Annotated in this window: 21 protein-coding genes and 1 pseudogene; 6 read left to right on the forward strand and 16 right to left on the reverse strand. The window is 47.2% G+C overall.

Annotated features, from left to right (window positions below; all coding sequences use genetic code 11):
• Nucleotides 1-25: 25 nt before the first annotated feature.
• From odhB to AB447_RS15670, 6 genes are all read right to left on the reverse strand, one after another.
• The gene (odhB, locus tag AB447_RS15645) at nt 26-1,297 is read right to left on the reverse strand and encodes a 2-oxoglutarate dehydrogenase complex dihydrolipoyllysine-residue succinyltransferase (RefSeq protein ID WP_048356355.1); all 1,272 of its coding nucleotides are present in this window, start codon (nt 1,295-1,297) and stop codon (nt 26-28) included.
• Between the two features lie 15 nt (nt 1,298-1,312).
• Nucleotides 1,313-4,147 (reverse strand): 2-oxoglutarate dehydrogenase E1 component, encoded by a 2,835-nt coding sequence (gene sucA, locus AB447_RS15650; RefSeq protein ID WP_057957643.1) that lies wholly within the window; start codon nt 4,145-4,147, stop codon nt 1,313-1,315.
• Between the two features lie 383 nt (nt 4,148-4,530).
• Nucleotides 4,531-6,444 (reverse strand): vWA domain-containing protein, encoded by a 1,914-nt coding sequence (locus AB447_RS15655; protein WP_057957644.1) that lies wholly within the window; start codon nt 6,442-6,444, stop codon nt 4,531-4,533.
• 10 nt (nt 6,445-6,454) lie between these two features.
• Entirely contained in the window at nt 6,455-7,345 is an 891-nt protein-coding gene (locus AB447_RS15660; RefSeq protein WP_048355305.1) for an ATP-binding protein, read from the reverse strand.
• Between the two features lie 100 nt (nt 7,346-7,445).
• Nucleotides 7,446-8,039, reverse strand: a complete 594-nt coding sequence (locus AB447_RS15665) for a superoxide dismutase family protein (protein ID WP_048355306.1) — start codon at nt 8,037-8,039, stop codon at nt 7,446-7,448.
• A gap of 111 nt (nt 8,040-8,150) precedes the next feature.
• Entirely contained in the window at nt 8,151-9,437 is a 1,287-nt protein-coding gene (locus AB447_RS15670) for a C40 family peptidase (protein WP_048355307.1), read from the reverse strand.
• 1,047 nt (nt 9,438-10,484) lie between these two features.
• On the opposite strand from AB447_RS15670, the gene AB447_RS15675 reads away from it, so the two are divergent.
• The gene (locus AB447_RS15675) at nt 10,485-11,843 is read left to right on the forward strand and encodes an MATE family efflux transporter (protein WP_048355308.1); all 1,359 of its coding nucleotides are present in this window, start codon (nt 10,485-10,487) and stop codon (nt 11,841-11,843) included.
• A 46-nt stretch (nt 11,844-11,889) separates the two neighbouring features.
• Here the strand turns inward: AB447_RS15675 and bshB2 are convergent, their stop codons facing one another.
• From bshB2 to rarD, 4 genes are all read right to left on the reverse strand, one after another.
• Nucleotides 11,890-12,555 carry a bacillithiol biosynthesis deacetylase BshB2 gene (gene bshB2, locus AB447_RS15680; protein WP_048355309.1) on the reverse strand — a complete coding sequence of 222 codons (666 nt, stop codon included), beginning with the start codon at nt 12,553-12,555 and terminating at the stop codon, nt 11,890-11,892.
• A 16-nt stretch (nt 12,556-12,571) separates the two neighbouring features.
• Nucleotides 12,572-12,922: a YojF family protein gene (locus tag AB447_RS15685; RefSeq protein ID WP_048355310.1), complete on the reverse strand. Its 351-nt coding sequence runs from the start codon at nt 12,920-12,922 to the stop codon at nt 12,572-12,574.
• A 1-nt stretch (nt 12,923) separates the two neighbouring features.
• The gene (locus tag AB447_RS15690) at nt 12,924-13,199 is read right to left on the reverse strand and encodes a hypothetical protein (RefSeq protein WP_046129564.1); all 276 of its coding nucleotides are present in this window, start codon (nt 13,197-13,199) and stop codon (nt 12,924-12,926) included.
• A gap of 73 nt (nt 13,200-13,272) precedes the next feature.
• Complete coding sequence (rarD, locus tag AB447_RS15695) at nt 13,273-14,205, reverse strand: EamA family transporter RarD (protein ID WP_048355311.1); 933 nt, start codon at nt 14,203-14,205, stop codon at nt 13,273-13,275.
• 94 nt (nt 14,206-14,299) lie between these two features.
• On the opposite strand from rarD, the gene AB447_RS15700 reads away from it, so the two are divergent.
• Both AB447_RS15700 and exlX read left to right on the forward strand, forming a co-directional pair.
• Entirely contained in the window at nt 14,300-14,755 is a 456-nt protein-coding gene (locus AB447_RS15700) for a hypothetical protein (RefSeq protein WP_057957645.1), read from the forward strand.
• Between the two features lie 252 nt (nt 14,756-15,007).
• Nucleotides 15,008-15,706 (forward strand): expansin ExlX, encoded by a 699-nt coding sequence (gene exlX / locus AB447_RS15705; RefSeq protein ID WP_048355312.1) that lies wholly within the window; start codon nt 15,008-15,010, stop codon nt 15,704-15,706.
• Nucleotides 15,707-15,780: 74 nt separating this feature from the next.
• On the opposite strand, the gene AB447_RS15710 is transcribed toward exlX, so the two are convergent.
• The 3 genes and pseudogenes from AB447_RS15710 to yodB form a co-directional block, all read right to left on the reverse strand.
• Nucleotides 15,781-16,098, reverse strand: coding sequence for a hypothetical protein (locus tag AB447_RS15710; RefSeq protein WP_048355313.1), 318 nt, complete (start codon nt 16,096-16,098; stop codon nt 15,781-15,783).
• A 71-nt stretch (nt 16,099-16,169) separates the two neighbouring features.
• A pseudogene (locus tag AB447_RS15715) lies at nt 16,170-16,917 on the reverse strand (SDR family oxidoreductase).
• Nucleotides 16,914-17,243: a transcriptional regulator YodB gene (gene yodB / locus AB447_RS15720; RefSeq protein WP_048355314.1), complete on the reverse strand. Its 330-nt coding sequence runs from the start codon at nt 17,241-17,243 to the stop codon at nt 16,914-16,916. The pseudogene AB447_RS15715 and the gene yodB overlap by 4 nt, the downstream one beginning before the upstream one ends.
• 134 nt (nt 17,244-17,377) lie before the next feature.
• On the opposite strand from yodB, the gene AB447_RS15725 reads away from it, so the two are divergent.
• Nucleotides 17,378-17,998: a nitroreductase family protein gene (locus tag AB447_RS15725; protein WP_057957646.1), complete on the forward strand. Its 621-nt coding sequence runs from the start codon at nt 17,378-17,380 to the stop codon at nt 17,996-17,998.
• A gap of 35 nt (nt 17,999-18,033) precedes the next feature.
• Here AB447_RS15725 and AB447_RS15730 read toward each other — a convergent pair whose 3' ends face one another.
• Nucleotides 18,034-18,645, reverse strand: coding sequence for an alpha/beta hydrolase (locus AB447_RS15730; RefSeq protein ID WP_048355315.1), 612 nt, complete (start codon nt 18,643-18,645; stop codon nt 18,034-18,036).
• Between the two features lie 15 nt (nt 18,646-18,660).
• Complete coding sequence (locus tag AB447_RS15735) at nt 18,661-19,575, reverse strand: ring-cleaving dioxygenase (RefSeq protein ID WP_048355316.1); 915 nt, start codon at nt 19,573-19,575, stop codon at nt 18,661-18,663.
• A 183-nt stretch (nt 19,576-19,758) separates the two neighbouring features.
• On the opposite strand from AB447_RS15735, the gene AB447_RS15740 reads away from it, so the two are divergent.
• On the forward strand, nt 19,759-19,962 hold the full coding sequence (locus AB447_RS15740; protein WP_048355317.1) for a DUF3311 domain-containing protein: 204 nt from the start codon (nt 19,759-19,761) through the stop codon (nt 19,960-19,962).
• Entirely contained in the window at nt 19,962-21,443 is a 1,482-nt protein-coding gene (locus AB447_RS15745; protein WP_048355322.1) for a sodium:solute symporter family protein, read from the forward strand. The genes AB447_RS15740 and AB447_RS15745 overlap by 1 nt, the downstream gene beginning before the upstream one ends.
• 40 nt (nt 21,444-21,483) lie before the next feature.
• Here AB447_RS15745 and AB447_RS15750 read toward each other — a convergent pair whose 3' ends face one another.
• Complete coding sequence (locus tag AB447_RS15750) at nt 21,484-22,881, reverse strand: S41 family peptidase (protein WP_048355318.1); 1,398 nt, start codon at nt 22,879-22,881, stop codon at nt 21,484-21,486.
• Between the last annotated feature and the right edge of the window lie 130 nt (nt 22,882-23,011).

The raw sequence follows: 23,011 nt of genomic DNA on the forward strand, positions 1-23,011 counted from the left end.
TCATGCGGCCAAAGCTTTTTTTGATTTAACCCTCTAACAGAAGCTGCTCAGGATCTTCGAGCAGGTTTTTCACGGTGACTAAAAAGCCGACCGCTTCTTTTCCATCAACGATCCGATGGTCATAAGATAAAGCGATGTACATCATCGGACGGTTTTCAAAGCGCTCTTCATCGATGGCTACAGGGCGAAGCTGAATTTTGTGCATACCCAAAATTCCAACCTGCGGGCTGTTCAAAATCGGAGTTGACAGCAGCGATCCGAACGTTCCCCCGTTTGTAATCGTGAAGGATCCGCCTTGAAGTTCGCCGAGAGACAGCTTGTTGCTTCTCGCTTTTTTCGCCAGCTCAGCGATGTCTCTTTCGATATCTGCAAAGGTTTTTCGATCCGCATCGCGAACGACGGGGACGACAAGACCTTCAGGAGCGGCGACCGCGATTCCGATATCGTAAAACTTTTTGATAACAAGCTCGTCGCCTTGAATTTCCGCGTTGAGAAGCGGGTATTTTTTCAGGGCAGCCACGACGGCTTTTGTAAAGAAAGACATGAATCCAAGCTTCACATCGTGCTGCTCCAGGAATTGGTCTTTGCGGCGTTTTCTGAGATCCATGACCGCCGTCAAGTCTACTTCGTTAAAAGTCGTCAGCATAGCGGCGGTGTGCTGAACTTCAACGAGGCGTTTGGCAATCGTTTGTCTCCGGCGGGACATTTTCTGCCGTTCAACCGGTTTTGCCGAATCCTCTGCATTTGCGGCCTTTCCTTGCGGTTTCGGCGCGGCCGGAGCTTTTGGCGGCTGCTCGTTCTTTTGATAGGATTCAACATCTTGTTTTCTGACCCTTCCGAGCGGATCGCCAGTCTGAATTTCCGATAAATCAATGCCTTTTTCCCGGGCCAGTTTTCTGGCAGCAGGAGAAGCGATCGTTCTTGTTTTCGCCGCCTCTTCCCGGCTTTTCGCTTGATCCTGCGTTTCGGCTTTCTCTTGCGGCGCCGCAGGCTTTTCTTCGGAAGCCTCTGCGCTCTTCCTGGCATCAGCCTGTGGTGCGGAATCCCCGCCTCCTTTTGCTTCGCCTTCTGCAATCGTTCCGATTACTTCACCGACCTGAACCGTGTCACCGGAGTCTTTCAGCACTTCCTGAAGCACTCCGGACTGTTCTGCCGTCAATTCAACATTGACTTTGTCGGTTTCCAGCTCAAGCAGGAATTCCCCTTGTTCCACATAATCTCCCGGTTGTTTCAGCCATTGGGCTATCGTTCCTTCTGAAATTGATTCCGCTAATTCAGGTACTTTAATTTCCGCCATTTTTTCAGTTCCCCCTTAGTTTTTGCGAGTCAAGCTCTCAGATACAATGCGTTCCTGTTCCTTCTTATGAACCGTCGGATCCCCTTCTGCCGGACTTGAACGTCTTCTTCTTCCAATATAGCGAACTTTAACGTCTTTAGGAGCAATTTCCCTTAAATAAGGCTCAATGTAATTCCAGGCCCCCATATTTTGCGGCTCTTCCTGAACCCAAACGATTTCTTCCAAGTTCGGCAGTTTGCCAAAGACCCCCTTGATATGCTTTGCAGGGAAAGGATAAAGTTCTTCGACCCTGGCAATATGGATCCAGTCTTTGTCGCCTTCCATCTTGTTAAAGTAATCGCTGATGTCGATTGAGACTTTGCCGCTTGAAAGGATGAGGCGCGTCACTTTTTCATACTGATGAGAAAGACCGGACATTTCGTAAACAGGCTTAAAGCTGCTGTTTGTCAGCTCTTGTACTTCTGAAACGGTGTTCGGATTTCTCAGCAGGCTTTTCGGCGTCAAGATAATGAGCGGGCGGATCTCCTCACGCAGCAGCATTTTTGCCTGCCTTCTTAAAATATGAAAGTATTGCGCCGCGCTTGTCAGATTGGCGACAGTCCAGTTATTTTCCGCTGCAAGCTGGAGGAATCGCTCTGTTCTGCCGCTCGAATGCTCAGGCCCCTGCCCTTCATATCCGTGCGGGAGCAGCATGACAAGCCCCGATTTTTGCCCCCATTTGGCCCTGCCTGCTGAAATAAACTGATCAAAATATACTTGAGCTGCGTTCGCGAAATCTCCGAACTGCGCTTCCCAGATCACCATCGTTTCCGGCGAAGAAACGTTATAACCGTATTCAAAGCCAAGGACAGACCCTTCAGAAAGCGGGCTGTTGTGAACCGCAAATGCCGCTTTTGTATCTGCAAGGTGATGCAGGGCGATGAATTCGTCCCCTGTCTTGCTGTCATGAAGAACAAGGTTGCGGTGTGCAAATGTGCCGCGTTCTGAATCCTGGCCGGTCAGCCTTACAGGTGTGCCGTCTTTCAAAATGGACGCAAACGCCATCGCCTCGGCCAAAGACCAATCGACTTTCCGGTCATTTTCAAACGCTTTGGCGCGCCTTTCGAGGATTCGTTTTAACTTGTCGAACACGTTGAAGTTTTCCGGCCATGCGATCAGTTCTTCGTTAATTTTGCGCAGAACGTCAAATTCAACGGATGTGTCGACAAACGGGAACCCGTTGGAAACCGGCTCCGGCGGAACGATTTCATGCGCCATGTCTTCCTTTTTCGCCGGCACTTTTCGGTACGCATCTTCCAAACGCTTCATGACCGAGTCTTGAATGTGTTGAACGGCCTCTTTTTCAATAACTCTTCTATCGATCAGCTTTTCTGCAAAAATATTTTTGACCGTCGGATGCTTTCTGACCGCATCGTACAGCATCGGCTGCGTCGCTGACGGTTCATCCATCTCATTGTGTCCGAAGCGGCGGTAGCCGATCAGATCGATCAAAAAGTCCTTGTTGAATGTCATACGGTACTCGACAGCAAGCTGAACCGCTGAAAGACAGGCTTCAGGGTCGTCGGCGTTGACGTGGACAATCGGAATTTCAAAACCTTTGGCCAGGTCGCTCGCGTATTTCGTCGATCTCGATTCATTGCTTTCGGTTGTAAATCCGATCATGTTGTTGGCGATGATGTGGATCGCTCCGCCGACCTGATAGCCTTTCAGCTGACTGAGGTTCAAGGTTTCAGCGACGATGCCTTCTCCCGGGAATGCAGCATCGCCGTGGATTAGAATCGCCAGCGATTTTTTGACGTCTTGAACCGGATAGCCGCTCTCCGTTCTCGTTTCCTGGGCTGCCCTTGTAGAGCCCTCTACAATCGGATCGATGAATTCAAGGTGGCTCGGATTGTTCGCCAAGGCGATCCGCGCCGTCTTTGTCTCTTTATCCTGAATCTGGCGGTTTGCACCGAGATGGTATTTTACATCCCCCGTCCAGCCGTAGCTGATTCCGATCGATCCCTCAGAAGGGACAAGATCTTTGTTCGGAGCATGCTGAAATTCGGAAAAAATGATTTCGTACGGTTTTCCGAGCACATGGGCCAAAACGTTCAGGCGTCCCCTATGCGCCATTCCGATATTGATGTTCGTCGTACCGAGGGAAACCGACTTGGCGATCATATCATCCAGCATTGGCACGAGCGCATCAAGCCCCTCGATCGAGAAGCGCTTTTGCCCAACAAACGTTTTGTGCAAAAACTGTTCAAGCCCCTCAACCTCTGTCAGCCTTCTTAAGACGTCTATTAATTTCTCTTTCGCTTTCGGTGCGAATAGTTCCCCCGATTCGATCTTCTTCATCAGCCAATTGCGCTCTTCAAAAATATGCACGTGGTCGAATTCGAAAGAGATCGATTTTTTGTATGTGTTCCTTAAGTACTGGATGGCTTCTAAACCGTTCGTTACTTCTTTTGGGGCATCTTTGCAAATCACCGATGCCGGGATTTTTTCCACATCCTGCTCGGTCAGACCGTACTCAGCAAGCGGGAAAAGCTCTTGTTTTTCTTGCGTTTTTCTCAAAGGATTGACGGAAGCGTTTAAATGGCCATAGGTTCGAATATCTTCTGCGAGTTTTACCGCGGATGCGATTTTTTCGATAGATTCTGCCGTGAAATGTGCCCCTTCATTGCTTTCAGAGGCGGCCCTTATGTCACCCGGGGGAGCTCCGAGACCGTCAAACATCTCTTTCACGTCAGGATCGACGCTCTCCGGATCCTTGACATACTGATCATAGAGCTCCAGCACATAGCCGAGGTTCGGACCGTGAAATTCTTCCCAAGTCATTCTTTGTTTCATACTATTTTGAAACATTTGAACATTACCCCCAACCTAATAATCAAGTGAATGATTCACTATCTTAATATATCTTCTGAACCCTTTGCCCAGAATTATGTAATAAAAACGCTTCCACGTTCATTTTACCACTGTTTCTCCTTCGTTTCTACACAGATTGTTCAAATAAAATTAAAAAATCGTCTTGAAAAATAAAAAAAATTATAATTTAGAACATTCAGACCGCAGCTGTTTTACACTTTATCCATATTTCACCTCTCCATCTGTATGTTATGACGTTTGTTCCAAGAAAAATCAATTTCAAAAATTATAGTTGATAAAGATAATAAAAATTGGATGATTTATCGATCATACCTGCAATAAAAACAGATGGCCGCGAAGAATGCAGCCATCTGTCATACCTATCTTATACTTTTGTTCAACAGCTTTTTTAAGAGCGGATACAGCACGTCCGGAAGCTGATCGACATCAGGGACGAACAGGCTGTACTTTCCGTACATATCCTGAATCGTTTTGATTTGCGATTCTTCGATTTCGCTGTTCGATAAAAATACGTTGATCACTTCGATCTTTCTTTTTCTCGCTTCCATTACCGCTTCGTGCGTATCGACAATTCCGTTCTGTTCGTAATTGAAGGCGGCCGGCTCCCCGTCTGAAAAGACGATCAGGAATTTTTGCTCTTCGCTTCTTTGAACGAGCATTTTCGTCATTTGCCTGATCGCATAGCCGTCCCTGTTGTCTTCTTCGGGTTCGAGTTGCATGATGCGGGGTCCTGCGTTTTCTTTTAACGAATCCCTAAAAGGGACAACCGTGTGGAAGTAGTTGGGCTGGCTTGTTTCTGTCGCATCATTCGTATCCTCCCAAAACCCGACGATCTGATGGGGGACGGATACGGATTTAAGCGCTTCGTGAAACAGCACGATGCCCCGTTTTGTCTCGGCCATTTTGTCATGCATGCTGGCGGAGCAATCCACCAGCAATGTAAAGACGGCATCGATTTCTGTTGAGTTTTCTTGCTTTTTGTAAAAAAGACGCGGATTCCGTTCCGTAAAGTAGCGAAGCAGCTTGTTGTTCAGGCGGCCGGCGTGCAAATCGGTTCTCGGCAGCGTTTTTTTGTGCTCCAGCGTTTTTTGAATCATTTGCTTCAGCCGCTTTTGGTACGATTCGACCGTCTTTGCCTGCTCCTGATAGTCCAATGCTTCTTCGTTTGTCGGTTTTTCGGGCGTTTTAAAAACCGGGAAGGCGTAGCGGTTTTCCTTTCCTTCCGGTGTTCCGCCCGCATTCGGCTCGTCCTGGACAGATTCAAGGGATTCAAGCTTTGAGTAATCTTTCCTTTTCGTTTGTTTCGCCGTTCCCTGGACTGCGCCGAGCGCTTGATCGCCGTCTTCTCCTTCCCTCAAGGCGCCTCCCGCAATATCGGTTTTCGCGCCGTGCTCCAAGTCGAATTGAAGGAAGCTTTTGGCCGGCGCTTCCGTTTCTCTGTGCCATGTCGGCATTTCCTCATCAAGGACTTCCTCGTCCCCTTCGCTTTTCTCATCCAGCGTCAAATCTTCGCTTAGTTTCGGTTTCGCTTTCAAATCGTTAAACAGGGACTCTTCATCAACTTGTTCGTACCCAAGCTCCGGGAAAAAGAAGTAGGTGTTCAGCATATCCTTTTCAAGGATCTCTTCAAAGCCTTCCATCAACATGCTGACGATTGATACGATATCCCCGGTTGACCGCGCTTCATATACACGGCTCAGCTGCTGTTCGATAAACCCTTTCAGCGGATCAATCGATTCATGGATATGCGGGATGCCCTCAAGCGGCGAATCCGCCGTAAGCTTCACATAAATGGCGCAAAACAGGGCATCGGTAAAAATGCTCCGCTCCAGATTCAGCGTCAGCTGTGTCAGAAAATGCTTACGGTACATATTTCTCCGCTTGAAAAACACGTTTTTTGTTCCTGGCCGTTCTTTTTTGATGCACTCTTCAATTCTGACATCCTCAAAAAGCATAAACAATTGTTTTGCAAAACTCTTAAACTGAAAATGACGGATGTCATCGAGCATCTTTGCGAAGTCCTTCATCGAGCTGTAGCGGGTACCGACAGAGCGCAGGTACACATCGCTCTTCAGCCCGGCGACCATGTCCGGGTGAGCGCGGTCCTTCCAGAAATGACTCATATAGACTTTTTTCTCAAACGGGTTGTAATAGGACTGAACACCGTATTCCACTTCGACCTGATCGCTTTTAGCGAGCGTCTTCGCCAGATCCGTCAGCTCCATAAACAAGAGTGAATCGATCTTGCTGTCGTTAAATTTAATAAACTTCATGAAAGAACCCTCATTCAAATAAAGTTTGGGCAATATTGCGGACAGCCGCTTTTTCGCGTTCATCGTCAAGCTTTTCCACGATGCCCCGTTCGATCGCGCGCAGCGGCGGAATGTAAGTTGATAGATCACAAGTATCCAAAAGAGCCCTGATCGATGCAGCTTCTTCGGACACCTGACCGTTGTGCGCCTGTGTCATTAAGTCCGAAGACAAAGTGACAAACCGGCTGAGCAGCTTCTCATCCTTTAATTCAGACTGTGTTTCAAGCACGTGCTTTAGCAGGTCGCCTTTAATGTACGGAACGTCAATAATGACAAACCTGTTTTTTAATGCCTCGTTTAAAGGGACGGTTCCGACATAGCCTTCATTAATCGCAGCGATGACGCCGAAACCGTCTTTTGCTTTGACGACCTCGCCGGTGAACGGGTTTGTCATCGTCTTCCGGTAATCGAGCACACCGTTTAAGATCGGCAGGGTCTCCGGCTTTGCCATGTTGATTTCGTCAATATATAAAAAGTGCCCGTGTTTCATCGCCTTTGTCACAGGCCCCTCGATAAATTCGATGGAAGCGCGTCCCTCTGTGTTTTCAATCGTTTTATAGCCGACAAGCGCCTCTGCATCAAGGTCAACAGAACAGTTGACGCTGTGCATCGGCTTCTGGAAATAAGCGGACAACGTTTCTGCAAGCTTTGTTTTCCCAGAACCTGTAGGCCCTTTCAGCAGCACATTTTTTCCGAGGGACAGCGCGATCAGCGCATCATTTAGGACGGCACGGTCCTCAGCTTGATAGCCGGGCTTTCCGATCAATGACTGAAATTCCTGTCCGGCAGGCCGGCTGGCGGACTCGATCAGCCGCTCCTTTATTTTTTCAGGCAGCTCTAGTTCGTGTAGGTCATATTTCATTCGTGGTATGTTCCTTTCTAAAAAGCGTCTTCTATATCAAGTATACTAAACACTCTTCTGTTTCCTCAATAGATATACTTTCTGCCTGATGAACGGAGCATTATGATTTGCCGTCATTTGATAGGGCGCCGCAAACCATTCGGTCTCCTGAGTTTCCGGACGGGTTCGTTAAATCGTCATCCTGTTTCTCGTGGATGATAAATGCGCTCCCGTCCTGGTCAAGCAGACTGAACTTGCTGTTTTTATGCAACGTGACGTCAGGTGCATTGACAATGACATCGACTTTGCCGTCAGCCCCGACTTCAATATTCGGCAAATCCCCGGCATGATGCCCTTTCGGATTGTTAAAGCCGTGTTCCTTTTGCTCGGGATTGAAGTGAGCGCCGGCGCTTTCAAAATCAGGCCTTTTGCACTGGCCTGTTTCATGGATATGAAAAGCGAGCAGCCCCGGCGGCAGATCTTGGGCGGCAACTCTTATATCAACGCCCTCTGATGCAGATTCAGAAACTTCTATAAAACCGGTCTCTTTTCCGTCCCGTTTCATCAGCTGCACCTTAATCGGCTGTGTGAGCGGTTCAAACGTTTCCGCATGCTCGTGTGCGCTTTTCTCCTGATCAGGCTCTTTTTGCTGTGCGCATGCCGATGTCATGCAAACAAAAGCGCATACGAGCAGCACTTTGGACAATCGATGCATCGCAAGATCCCCCTTTGTCTTTTTTCATCTAGTGTAGACAACGGCAGGATCTTATAAACCTTCCACACTGAAGGGATCGATGCACAAAAAAAAGCCATAAAAATGGCTTTTTTAAAAAGGATAGCGTTTGGCTCCGAGATAGCGCTGCTTCCAATATGAATTGTTCATATCGCTGATGGTGACTCCCGAATCATTGGCGTTGATGAATTTATTGTTTCCTAAATAAATGCCGACATGGGAAGGGCCTGCTTTATACGTCGAGAAGAAAACGAAATCCCCTCTTGAAGGCGTGCTGACAGGCGTCATGATGTTCCAATATCCGGCCGCGCTTAATCTGGAAACCGATGTGACTTTGTTGAGCGTATAATAGATGAAGCCGCTGCAGTCAAAACCGGAAGGATTGTTTCCGCCCCATCTGTAAGGAACACCCAGCTGTTTTTCAGCCTCGTCAATCATCCGTTCCACCTTCGCGCTTGACGAAGTGCCCGTTTTTGAAGAGCTTGAAGATTTAGATGGAGAGCTTGACGGCGTTGATTTCGTTCCGCCTGAGATTTTCAGCTTTTGGCCGACTTGTAACACGTCGGTCTTTAAATTGTTGGCTTCCCTGATGCTTTGAACCGTCACACCCATCGAGTTGGCAATCTTCCATAAAGAGTCGCCGGCCTTAACGGTATAAGTTGTCGTTTTTGAGCTGCTGTTTGAGCTCTTTTTGCTCGATGAAGAACTTGAAGACGACGTTTTGCTTCCGCTTGTAGAAGTCCCTTTTACTTTGAGGACTTGATTTGGGTAAATCGTATCCGACTTCAAGTTGTTCAGCGTTTTAATCTCGGCAACCGTCATATTCAAGTGATTGGCAATTTTCCATAAAGAATCGCCCAGCTTGACTGTGTACGTGCTGCTTGAACTGCTTGATTTACTTGAACTGCTTGAGCTTGACGGTGCAGACTTTTTGTTCGTGCCGGATTTTGTGTTTTTGGCTGCTCCTTTAATCACAAGCTTCTGGCCCGGATAAATCATGTCATTGCTCAAGCCGTTTAACGTTTTAATCTCCTGGACTGTCGTTTTGTAGTCTTTTGCGATCAGCCAGAGAGAATCTCCTGATTTAACCGTGTAAGTGGTCTTTGCAGAACTTTTACTTGAGCTCGTAGAACTTGATTTTTTGCTGCCGCTTTCCGACTTTCCGTTTGGAATCTCCAAGGTTTGTCCGACATAGATCACTGTTGATGACAGATTGTTGGCTGATTGCAGTGCGGAAACGCTCGTGTTGTATTGAGCTGAAAGCTTCCACAGCGAGTCCCCGCTCTTCACCTTGATCGTCTGGGCTTCCACTGGTGACGCAGCCAGCGAAGTTCCAACGACCGCAGAGGCCGCCAAACCTACTGCTATCTTCTTCTTCATACCTTTTAACCTCCCGCCTTATTTTTCGCTTTTCTCTCTATGTATCCATTACATTTTGTCATTGCTTAAAACGCCGTCCGATAAAGACAATTGATTCGATCACCTAAGTCTTTTAGCGGACGGGACCCCCGTTTTCGTTCTTAAGCAAAAATGCAATTCACGATTTGTATCGGCTGATTTTGAAATTTTTTAATAGTTTTTAAATGCAAAAGCAAAGAATCATTGACAAAAATCAATGTTCTTCTTTTTTGTATTCAATTCTGTGCCGAAAATCGGTTTTCGTGCTGAAAACATGTTCAAAGAAGGAAGTGCCGCCTGTGAAAACGGTTTGCAAGGGTTGACAGAAACATGTATGGGACAGACAGGCTCAGGCTGAAAAAGCGCCTGTGCTTTTCGGGTTACTGCGCAGATGTTTTTAGGGCGAAGCTTTTTTGACTTTGGCAAAAGATTCGTGGATCGTCACATGAGGGCGATGACTTTCATGTCGTATGCATGCATCGGAACATCAACCGGTCATTGTGATCTATGATCCGGCAGAAAGACTCCGAATGTGTTGTTCCTCCATACATTTCTATTTTTCCTCATAAAATTCCTCCCTGAAACTATAAATTGACTATATCATACAATTTTTTTGCCATCATCCGGAATTCGGCGTATCTTTTTTTAGACCATCCGACTTTTTACGATCTTCAATACTAGCTCTTTATAACTGTCGAGGGTGAACAAAAAAATAGAATTACACAACTAAAACCTTTATATTTTCTCTCTTAAAATAAACAAAAAGACCTACATCGCTGATTTTTTCCATTTTATATGTATTTTCCCGGTCTTCTTTCACATCTTAATAAAGAGGAGGTGTTGATATGGCGATCCAAAAAATTTTCCAATATTTATGTTCTTTTCTCGGAGTGATTTCTCTTTCCTTTATTTATGTGCAAATGTTTAAAAAAACAAAGCAGACGAGGAAGGATTGAATAGGCATTTGTTGCATTATCTACATAACGTGTTATAATTTCTCTCGTTATCCAAAAGAAACGGGGAGCAAATATGAGGGAAACAAAGGATTTGAGGGAAAAAGCAAAACAGTTTATCACGATTTTAATTCCGATTTTAATCACACAGGCCGGTCTTTCCTTGATCACGTTTCTCGATACGGTGATGTCGGGCAAGGTCAGCGCTGCGGACCTTGCCGGCGTTGCGATCGGGTCGAGCTTGTGGACGCCTGTGTATACGGGACTGGCCGGCATTTTGACGGCGGTGACTCCTACCGTCGCTCAGTTGATGGGGGCCAAACAGCAAAAGGAAGTCCCCTACACTGTGATTCAAGCGGTATACGTGGCCATTATCATCAGTCTCATCGTTATGATTTCAGGGTTTTTCCTGGTTGATCCGATCCTGGAAGGGCTTCAGCTCGATGAGAAGGTGTCGCTCATCGCGAAACATTTCTTATCATATCTTGGACTCGGCATTTTGCCGCTGTTTGTGTATAATGTGATGCGTTCGTTCATTGATTCGCTCGGCAAAACGAGGGTGACGATGCTGATCACCTTATGTGCTCTTCCGATTAATTTTGTATTAAATGCACTATTTATCTTCGGAAAGCTCGGATTCCCCAAAATGGGGGGAGCCGGGGCCGGTTTGGCCTCCGCATTGACGTACTGGTGCATCTGTCTCATATCTTTATTGATCGTTCATAAAAAACCGCCTTTTTACCAGTTTAAGATTTTCGGGACGTTTTATTCATTTTCCCTTTCAGAATGTTTGAAGCTCTTGAAAATCGGGCTTCCGATCGGATTTGCCATCTTCTTTGAAACGAGTATTTTTGCGGCGGTAACCTTATTGATGAGTCATTTTGACACGGTGACGATCGCCTCCCACCAGGCGGCGATGAATTTCGCTTCGCTTCTTTATATGCTGCCCTTGAGCGTTTCGATGGCATTGACGATCGTCGTCGGCTTTGAAGCCGGAGCAAAGCGCTTTCAGGATTCAAAGGCCTACAGCTACCTGGGCATCTCGATGGCAGTCGGATTTTCGCTGTTCACCGCTCTTGTGATTTTGTTGTTCAGACAGCAAATCGCCGGTATGTATACTGGAGATCCCGCGGTCTTGTCCCTGACGAAGCACTTTTTATTGTACGCCCTGTTTTTTCAGCTTTCAGACGCAATCGCAGCACCTATTCAAGGAGCGCTCAGAGGATACAAAGACGTCAACTACACGCTTGTCACAGCCCTGATTTCCTATTGGATCATCGGGCTTCCCGTCGGTTTTATCATCGGCACTTATACTTCCTTCGGAGCATACGGATATTGGCTCGGCTTGATCGCAGGTCTTGCCGCTGGAGCCGTCGGACTTTTCCTCAGGCTCAGGATCATTCAAAATCGTTTGATCATGAAGCTCAGCGCATAAAGCAAAAAAGGTATAGAGCATGTTTAAGCTCTATACCTTTTTCTCATTAATCATCCCATTGATATGTCCAGAACGATTCTTTTTCAAACCATGTTTCAACGACAGGCTCACCGTTTGCTATTTTTTTCTCAATCTCTTTCAGCATGCCGCCAGTTTGTGACTTGTGCGCTTTTAACGCGTTCATTTTGATATCAGCCGCTTCTTTGATATCGAGAACGACATCAGGCTTGCCGAGTACTTCTTCTCTGTGGTGTGTGATCGCCATGCATAACACACGCGGCCTGTCTTCTTTCTTTTTCCTGGACAGCGCGCGGATGACCGCCGCTCCGCAGGCGTCATGATCCGGATGGACGCCATGGCCGGGATAGAACGTCACGATCAGGCTCGGTTTTACATCATCGATTACGGCCTCCACTTTGTCCGCCAGCTGGTCTTCATCTTCAAATTCGAGCGTTTTGTCGCGGAGCCCGAGCATTCGCAAATCCTGTATGTCCATTTCCCTGCAGGCATCCATCAATTCCTGCTTTCTGAGCAGAGGAAGCGTTTCGCGATTGGCAAACAGCGGATCCCCCATATTTCTGCCCATTTCTCCAAGCGTCAGACAAGCGTAAGTCACGGGGATCCCTTCTTTTCGGTTTAAAGCGATTAGACCCGCCACTCCGAACGATTCATCATCAGGGTGCGGCAGGATGACAAGTAAATGTTTTTTCATTTATAACACCTTCTTTTTAGACTGCAAATGGCTTTTTGCTGATTTGAAGTGAAATGGCAAGCTTGCCTCCTGGCAAATAGCCGGCGAGGAGCAGCCTTCCTTCGTCATCGATCGTATAATCTGTAAGGCCCTCTGCGTAAATCCAGCCTTCTTCTGTTTTCAAGCCCGCCCGGTAAGGCCCGTTTCCCGTGATTTTCGCCCGGGAGCAGACGACTTTTGCATTGCGGATAAACGCAACGACCGTCATGTTCTGCTCATTTTTATGAGCCGAATATGATCCTGTGGTTGTTTCCAAATGAATATAGACCGGCTCATCTAAAAATGTCTGTAAAGAAGCTTGGACATCTTCTTTATTGATTGCTTTCATGTTACTCCCTGCTTTCTTTATTTGTTAATAATTGCAATCGTTCTGTATGGCGTGCAATCAGCTCAAGCTTTATGTCCGCTTCCAAGGGGGATGAGATAATCCGCTGAACGGCCTGAGCATATTTTTCAAATCTCGTTTTTCTGAGCCTTGGATGGGTTCTGAGGTCATTCAGTTCATCATCGATGGCCTGATCGAGCGCCCGCTTTCGGTCTCCATGCACCGTCCGGTTTTTCCAGAGGGTCAGATATGAGTGAAACAGTTCGGTTTCGTTTTCCATGACGGACCGCCTCCGAATCCATTCAATAATGTTTTATTATACATGATCAGCTGTTATTGAAAAGAAAAAGGGCTTATGAATGATACGATTTTTTTCTTTTGAGAAATACCTTTGATTGCTTTTTCCATTTCAATTGGGACACGGTAAACAAAACAAGCGCCGCCCATATGCAGGAAAACGTGAACGCTTTTTCGCTGCTGAACGGTTCATGGTAAACAAAAATGCCTAAGAATAGCGTAATCGTCGGCGCAATATACTGCAAAATTCCGACCTGGTACAGCGGGAGCTTTTTCGCTCCTTCGGCAAATAAAAGAAGCGGTATGGCAGTCAGCACGCCGGCCAAAAACAGCAAAATCATCGTACCGATATCGGCTGATGCGGCGTGTGTTTGGCCCGAAGCGCTAGAGAACAGTAAATAGATGAGTGCTGCGGGTGCGATAACCATCGTTTCCAGTGTCAGCCCGACGGCGCTCGAAAGCTGCGTTCTTTTCTTCGCCAGCCCGTAAAGGCCGAAGCTGAAAGCCAGTGTAAGCGCGATGTACGGTACAGAACCGTACTGAAAAGCGGATATCAATACGCCGGCAGCTGCAATGATAACCGCTACAGCCTGCATCCGCGACAGCTTTTCCTTCAAAAAGACGATCCCGAGCAAAATGGAAACGAGCGGATTGATATAATAGCCGAGACTCGCTTCAAGAATATAGCCGTGATTAACGGCCCATATGTAGACATACCAATTGGCTGTGATCAGCACGGCGGAAAATATCAGCGTCACAAGGGCTTTTCTGTTTCCGAGAAGCGCCCTGAAAGCGGTGATGCCGTCTTTCCATTGCCGCAAAAACAGCAGCATGCCGCACATAAAGACGAACGACCAGATGATGCGGTGAGCCAGTATGTCAAGGGCTGCTGTCTGTTCGAGAACTTTCCAGTACAAAGGGAGCAGCCCCCACAGTAAATAAGAACATGCTGTATACATAATCCCTTTCGTTTGAGTTGAATGATTCATAATACCATCCTCTTCCTTTCTTCCTTCATCACGTCGCACGCTTTATATCTCAGAGGCATATACTGTACCGTCTATGAGAAAGGAAGTGTGACCTGTGTTTGATTGGCAACGCTTTTTTCCTTTTCAGCAGCCATTTTCCAAGGACGGCTTAAAAAACGCCGACCCGAAAGATGTTGAACACTATATTAACCAAGTAATGAAAAGCGTTTTTGGACCGGGGTACTCGGCTCAGTTTCCTTTTCGTGACCCTCTTGCCAAAGAAACGCCGGCAGCGGAGAAAACCGAACAGATTGACGTCTTTGAAACGACCAGCCACGTATTCGTCAAAATCCCGCTTACAAGAGAACAGCTTAACCCCCTGAAAATTAAACATACTTCACAAACCCTGATCATAGAAAACTACCCTGAAACAGGGCAGCAGAAAAAAGTCATTCTCCCCTCTCTTGTACGCAGAAAAGGTACAAAAGCCGTATTTAAGGACGGCATTTTAGAGGTGATGTTTTTGAAAAATGAAGACTTCAACCTGTCTGAAGTCGAAATCACGTATTGAAAACGGCCGGTTTGGAAAAAGCGGGCCGTTTTTCTTTGCCGTCATCCTTTACCGCTGTCCACTAAATCATATTAACACTAGCGCTCCCAGTCTATCATCTCTTTTGCCTGGCCATTTCAAACCATGCCCTTTGATTTGTATATTGTAGTCTATCCGCCTTAAAAAATCTATGTATCTATTTCCTCTTTCGATTCGTATCGGCCGGCCGTTATAATGAAAACGATTCTCATTTGAAATTAAAGGAGGATGTATATGAAGAAAAAGATCATCACTTTTATCAGCACTATCGTTTTGACAATCCTTTGTTTTTCACCGCAGGCTTCGGCTGCATACAACGACCTTCACAAAGGCTATGCAACCTATACGGGATCAGGCTATTCTGGAGGAGCTTTGCTTCTTGACCCCATCCCTTCCAATATGGAGATCACTGCGTTAAACCCGACCGATCTTAACTATAAGGGCGTAAAAGCCGCTCTGGCCGGCGCCTACCTGCAAGTGGAAGGGCCGAAAGGAAAAACGACCGTCTACGTCACCGACCTGTACCCTGAAGGAGCACCCGGCGCCCTCGACCTGTCGCCTAACGCCTTCCGGAAAATCGGCGATATGAAAGACGGAAAAATCAACATTAAATGGCGTGTCGTCAAAGCGCCAATCAAAGGCAACTTCACATACCGGATCAAAGAAGGCAGCAGCCGGTGGTGGGCGGCGATCCAAGTGAGAAATCACAAGTATCCGGTCATGAAAATGGAATACTACAAAGGCGGAAAATGGATCAACATGGAGAAGACGGACTACAATCATTTCGTCAGCACCAATTTAGGGACAGGCTCTCTGAAGGTGAGAATCACCGATATCCGCGGAAAAGTCGTGAAAGACACGATACCAAAGCTTCCCGAAAACGGTACATCAAAAGCATACATGGTTTCCGGCAAGGTCCAGTTTCCCAACTAAATAGACAGCAAGACGGCGGCCTAAGGGCGGAATATCCCGCTTAGGCCGCCGTTTCGGCGTTAACACTTTTATTTTTATCGATAGTATGGAACAACTCCGCCTGGAACGCCTTGGTAAGGCTGCGCTGCGTATGGGGCGGCACCGTAGGAAGACGCGGGTGCAAGGGCACCTCCGTAAGGCTGTGCTCCTCCATAGCCCGCGTACGGCACTGCCCCTCCGTATCCTGCATAAGGCGGATATGCGTACGGCCTTGGAAAGTTAAAAAGCGCGCTTCCGAGAAATCCGCCGATTAATCCGCCGATCAACGGCGCTCCGAGCCAGAAAAACGGAGACCGCGCCGGATATGCGGCAGGGTAAGATCTCGAATATCCATAAAGCATATGAGGGTACATCGGCATTTATCCTCCTTTATGTCTGCCTATAGCCAAGGTATTCATAAAGCAGGGAAACGCTTGGGCGCCGGCTATTCTTCATAGATCATTTTTTTGGTCATTCCGCCGTCAACCGTTACGTTCGTACCTGTGACAAACCGGTTGTCCGGATCGGTTAAATAAAAGCATGCTTTGACGATATCAAGCGGATGACCGACCCTGTTGGAAAAATGCTGCTCGTGATCAATGCTTCGCAGCCTGTCATAATGCCCTGTTTCGATCCATCCCGGGGAAATGCTGTTGACCACGATCGAATCCTTGCTTAACGACGCAGCGAGAGCATGGGTTAAAGCAATGATCCCGCCTTTTGACGCAGCATAGGCTTCGCTGTCCGGTTCAGACATAAAAGCTCTCGTCGAAGACATGTTGACAATGGCGCCCCCGTTTTCGTTTTCCCTCATTTTTTTTTGCCGCTTCCCTGGAACAGAGAAACACGCTTTTTAAGTTGGCGTTCAAGACATCGTCCCACTCCTCAGATGTCAGATGATACGGTGATTTCCAGACCGATTTTCCGGCGTTATTAATCAGAACGGAAAGCGTGCGGCCGTTTTTGACAGCCTCTTCCATCAGGTGTTTGACGTCCTCTTCTTTTGCTAGATCCGCTGGTACAAACTGAACCCGCAATCCGGATGCCGAGAGCCCGCGTTCCAATTGCCTGCCCTGTTCCTCCAGAACATCGGCAAACAGCACGTCATAGCCTTTTTTGGCGTATGCTGCGACAAGCTCTTTTCCGATTCCTCCTGCGCCTCCGGTAATGACTGCAGCTTGTTTTCCGGTCACCGCTCGTGGCCCCCTTCTGCATCACAATGATGCTCAGCCCAATTTTGTATCTCTTTTAAAACAGGTTCGAGCGCATTGCCTTTTTCCGTCAATTGATAAATCACTTTAACAGGCGTTTCAGGCAGAACCTGTCTTTCGACGATTTCGCCATGCTCCAGTTCTTTCAAACGTTCAGCCAGCATTTTTTGGCTGATCATCGGTATCATCTCGGTTAAATCCTTAAACCGTTTCGGTCCATCCAGCAACACATGAATAATCAGTCCATTCCATCTTTTGCCGAGCAAAGAAAAGGCGGCTTCCATTTTAGGACACATTGTAAACCCCAATTCTCTCACCCCTCCATATCCTGTTGACAAATATAAGTTGAAACATTAGAATACTCTTTGAAGTTACAAAAAGTAAGTTTCTAACTTTTTATCTGACTCTATCATAACACGTTTATCCCAAAGGAGGAAGTCACATGTCTCGATCAGAAAACAGCACGATTAAAGTATTGACAGAACGTACTTCGATTAAAGAATATGACACAAATGTCTCCATTTCAAAAGAGGAACTGACAGAGCTGCTTTCCATCACGACGAAAGCTCCGTCAGCCTGGAACCTGCAGCATTGGCATTTTACCGTATTCCACAGCCGGGAAGCAAAAGACAGACTGCTTCCGATCGCCTACAATCAAAAGCAAGTCTCCCAGGCATCCGCAGTTGTCGCCGTATTGGGAGACCTAAAGGCGAATTTGAACGGTGAAGCCGTTTACGGTCCTTTAACAGAAGCCGGCTTTATGACGGAGGACATCAAAAACACATTGCTTTCCCAAATTAACGGAGCCTACCAAAGCAGCGCTTTTGCCAGAGGCGCCGCCTTTACAAACGCATCGCTCGCAGCTATGCAGCTGATGATCGCCGCCAAAGCAAAAGGCTATGACACATGTGCAATGGGAGGCTTTGACAAAGAGGCATTTGTTAAAGAATTTCAAATTGATGAGCGCTATGTACCGGTCATGCTGATCTCGATCGGAAAACCGGTTAAGCCGGCTCACAAGAGCACCCGCTTCGACGTTTCAGAAGTATCAACATGGCTGTAACATAGAGAAAACCTTAGTCCTTGAAGGACTAAGGTTTATTTTTTTGCTTTTATATGTGTTTCATACCAGCTTTTTGCCTGTTCGATTTCCCGATGTGTGAGCTGATGTCCGCCGTCTTCCCAATAAAGCGATACATCAGCCCCGGCGTTTTTGAATAAGCTCTCAAGCTCTTTTGTTTCATCCGGCGGGCAGAGGGGGTCCATCTTTCCTGCGCCGATGAAAATCGGCACCCCCGTCATATCGGGAAGCGCGGCGTTTCTAAATGGAACCATCGGATGATGCAAGACGGCGCCTTTTAGCGCCTGCCCGTGGCGGAACAGCAGACTTCCGGCGATATTGGCGCCGTTAGAATATCCGACCGCCACCACCTTATCCCTGTCAAATTCAAGCTCTTTGGCAGCCTGATCAAGAAAGGCTTTCAGCTCATCCGTCCTTTCGATCAAGTCCTCCAGATCAAAAACGCCTTCTCTCAGACGCTTAAAAAAGCGCGGCATGCCGTTTTCCAGGACATTTCCTCTGACGCCGAGCAAATTGGCATCAGGATCGACCATGCGGCCAATCGGCAAAAGGTCGTGTTCGTTCCCCCCTGTTCCGTGCAAAAGCAGCAATGTAACATCTGATTGCCCTCTTTCAAATATATGGTTCATTCGTACTCCCCTTCCCTATTCCCATTTTGGAAGAACGCCCTCGATTTGGCGGCGGTGCTGTTCAAGCCAGTCCGGCAGCTTTAACGTTGTTCCGAGATCCGCGAGGTCTTCGTCAACGAGAAAGCCCGGCTCGTCTGTCGCCATTTCAAATAATATGCCGCCTTGTTCCCTGAAGTATATCGACGTGAAGTATTGGCGGTCGAGAATCTCCGAGGCAGAAAATCCGCTTTCTTGAAGCAGCTTTTTCCATTCTTGTTGTTCTTCTCGAGTCGTTCTGAAAGCAACGTGGTGAATCGTACCGTAGCCGCCGATGCCCCTCGTTTGCCCATTGATTTTGACATCCAGGCGGTTACCGATCGTTCCGGCGATCTCCAGCCGGACGTAATCCCCGTCTTCGCCTATTTTCCGATAGCCGAATTGGTCCTCCAAAAAACGGATCGTCGCCTCCGGCCGGTAGCTGTTCAATGTCACGCCTTTTGTGCCGGTGATCGCATAATGCGGCGGGATATCTGCCGTTTCCCGCGTGTTTTGCCCGCTTTCCCCGTCTTCTGTGATGGAAAGCTGAAGCTCTTCAGCATCTTGAAAAAGAAGCACGTTCTCCTGAAAAAGCACGGTTTCCCGAACATCGATGCCGAAATCTGCAAGCCGCTTCTTCCAGAAGGGAAGAGCGCCCTTCGGAACCGCTAAATCAATCCTTCCCGCCTGTCCGTTTCCAACCGTACCTTTCATGCTTCCCTGGAACGGAAAGAACGTTAAAATCGTGCCGGGATCGCCGGTCTCATTTCCGAAGTAAAAATGGTAGGTGCCGGGATCGTCAAAATTAACCGTTTTTTTAACGAGGCGCAGACCCAATACCTCCGTATAAAACGACAGGTTCACCTTAGGGTCTCTCGCAAATGCCGTGACATGGTGCAGTCCTTTTGTTTTCATCGTGATTCTCCTTTTATCTCGAATTCAAGATATTAATTATTGTAATGTTATTTTTTCGCTTCTGCAAGGCTGAAGCATTGTTTTAATAATTTAAAAAATCACTTTTTTCTAATAATTATCTTGTGATTGAATCTGACAACTGCTATGATAATGAACATTAAAATCGTTCAAGGAGGAAAAAAGGTGAATAAACGGTTTTTCATTTTCATTCTATTCATCATCCCTTTTATCGGCCAGCTTGCTTTGCTGCCGTTTGTAAACAGGATCCAGCCGATATTGTTCGGGCTTCCGTTTTTCCATTTTTGGCTCGCATTATGGATCGTTGTGACGCCATTGATTACGGTTGTCGTGTATAAATTGGAGAAGAAAAATGGAGGTTATGAATGATGCAGGGAAATTTAACAGCGCTTTTGATAACGGCCGGCATTATCCTGACCGTTGTCTGTATTGGTTTTCTTGCCGGCAGAAACAAGCAGTCGCGCAAATCGGTTGAAGAATGGTCTGTCGGAGGCAGGCGTTTCGGAGGGCTTCTCGTCTGGTTCCTCGTAGGTGCCGACTTATACACGGCCTACACATTTTTAGGATTGACAAGCACCGCTTTTACGGGAGGAAGCGTAGCTTTCTTTGCGATCCCTTATTCGGTTTTGGCGTATTTTATCGCATACTTCTTCCTGCCGAAACTGTGGCATGTCGCAAAGGAGCATAAATTAACGACGCTTGCCGATTACGCGAGAGAACGCTTCGGCAGCAAATTGCTGTCATCGCTTGTCGCAATTGTCGGCGTTCTGATGCTGATTCCGTACATTTGCCTTCAGCTCAGCGGAATTCAGGATACGCTTCAGGTCGCGGGAACAGGTTATATTAACGTCAAAGCCGTCGTTATCATTTCTTTTATTCTTGTCGCGCTTTATACGTTTTTCAGCGGCATCAAAGGACCTACATATACCGCTATTATAAAAGATATTCTAGTTTGGGTGATGATGCTGTTTATGGTCGTCTCATTGCCGCTCATCCATTTCAACGGCTGGACGCCCATGATTGAAAAACTTGCACATGAAGCGCCGCACATGCTGACGATTCCTGCAGACGGTCCGAAAGGGATTACCTGGTTCATCACCGCTTCCATCGTGTCCGCCCTCGCCTTATTTATGTGGGCGCATGCGGCAACAGGCGTATTCACGGCGAACAGCGCCGATGCTCTCAGGAAAAACAGCATGTTTCTGCCGCTTTACAACATCGTGCTGATTTTAGTGATCTTTCTCGGCTTCATTGCATTTCTCGTACTTCCGGATAACATCAATCCGAGACTTGCGCTGCTTTATTTGATTCAAAGCTCTTACGGAGGTGTGACGCAAGGCCTTGCTTATTCAACCATCGCCCTGGCGAGTCTCATTCCGTGTTCGATTATGGCGATCGGCGCTTCCAATTTGTTTGCCAACAATTTATACCGTGATTTGATCAATCCCGGTGTGTCGGGGAGCAAGTTGACATTGGTCACCCGTTCCATGGTATTCGTCGTCATCGGCCTTGCGCTTATATTCGGCATGCTGTTCCCGACGGCGCTTGTGACGCTTCAGCTCCTCGGCGTATCCGGCATGGTGCAAATTTTCCCGGCGATCGTCATCAGCTTATTCTGGAAAAATCAGACAAAAGAAGCGACCATCATCGGACTTTTGATCGGCCTTGCCGTTACATTTACGGTGTATTCGACCAAGGCATCCTTCGGGATTTACGAAGGCTTCTGGGGACTTGCGGCCAACCTCCTGTCCGTCATGATCCTCAATCCGCTGTTCGTAAAACGCGTGAAATCGAATTCCGTCATCAGCTATCTGTTTGACAAGAAGAACAATGTACAAAAAAGCGCCTGATGAAAAACCCCTTACGCCTTTAAAAGCGTAAGGGGTTTGTTTATTTTTCCTTTTTGACGATCTCGATCGCTTTTTCGAGCTGTGTATCGTGTTTTGAAAGCTTATCTTGAAGCTTTACCGTCATTCCGCTCGTTGTTTCTCCGGTTATGATTCCTGTCGTTTTGAGCTTTTGGTCGTTCTGGAACGCTTTAACGGCTTGAACCGTCTGATCGTCGAACGAGCCCGTTGGTTTTACATTATATCCGAGAGCCTTCAGCATTTCTTGGGCAACTTTCACTTCGTCTCCCGTGCTGCCTGACTGATATTTTTTCTTAGGATCGAGATACGGCAGTTTGGCATAGCTGGGAAGCTCGGCTTTGTATTGCGGTTCGATCCCTTTCTCATGAATCCAGTTTCCGTTCGGCGTCAGCCATTTGGCGATCGTCAGCTTCACTGTAGATCCGTCAGAGAAGTTTTCCGCATTTTGGACCGTTCCTTTTCCGAACGTTTTTTCGCCGACAATCGGGATGCCTGAGGCCTGGTGAAGTGCGGCCGCCATAATTTCCGCCGCGCTCGCTGTTCCGCCGTTTACAAGGACAACAGTCGGCTTGTTCACTTTGCGTTCATTTTCGGCTTTGTATACTTCTTTCGTTCCGTTTTTCGGTTCTACCTGCATAATCGTTTTGCCTTTGTCGACAAACAGATTGCTCATCGCAATCGCCTGATCCATTAATCCGCCTGGGTTTCCCCTCAGATCTAAAACGAACCTTTTCGCTCCTTTTTCGGTCAAATCGTCAATGGCTTTCGTCAGCTCTTTAGCCGTATTTTCAGAGAATGACGTGATTTGGATTTCACCGATATTGCCGTCGATCATTTTCGAATAAACCGTTTCGACCGGTATCGTATCCCGCTTAATAGTGACATCGATTTCACCGACGCCTTCCCTTTTCAACACAAGCTTGACATCCGTGCCTTTTTTGCCGCGAATCATCGCGACTGCTTCATTGACGGTCTTTCCTTTGACGCTTTTGCCGTCGACTTTCTGAATTTCGTCATGCGGCTTTAAGCCCGCTTTTTCTGCGGGGGAGCCTTTTATCGGCGCGACGATTAAGATTTGTCCATTTTTTTCTTCCACTTGGGCGCCGATTCCTTCAAAAGAAGAAGTAATGCTTTCCTCGAAAGACTGCGCTTCTTTTTTATCCATGTATGTAGAATATGGATCACCCAAAGCCGCAAGCATTCCTTTTATCGCTCCGTCTGTGAGCTTTTCATCGTCGGCTTTTTTGTAATAATCGCTCTTGATCTTGTCGTAAGCCGCCATCAGCTTCTCAAATTTTTCGCTGTCCGCCGAGGAATAGGCGGATCCGCCGTTCCCTTTGCCCACTATAAAAAGCGTGAGCGCCGATGCGGCGACAGCCGTAACGAGTACGATCAAAAATAGTTTTAACTGCTGTTTCAAACGAACACCACCTTTTCTTCTTACCATATTATCACGGACGATTCTTTATTCGTCAACTCGGATTACTTGAAATTGGGCGATTTCCGGCTCCCGGCGTTAAACCGATTTGTTAATGCCGCATATGCATACA

It is taken from the genome of Bacillus glycinifermentans, from assembly GCF_001042475.2.
Lineage (GTDB): Bacteria > Bacillota > Bacilli > Bacillales > Bacillaceae > Bacillus > Bacillus glycinifermentans.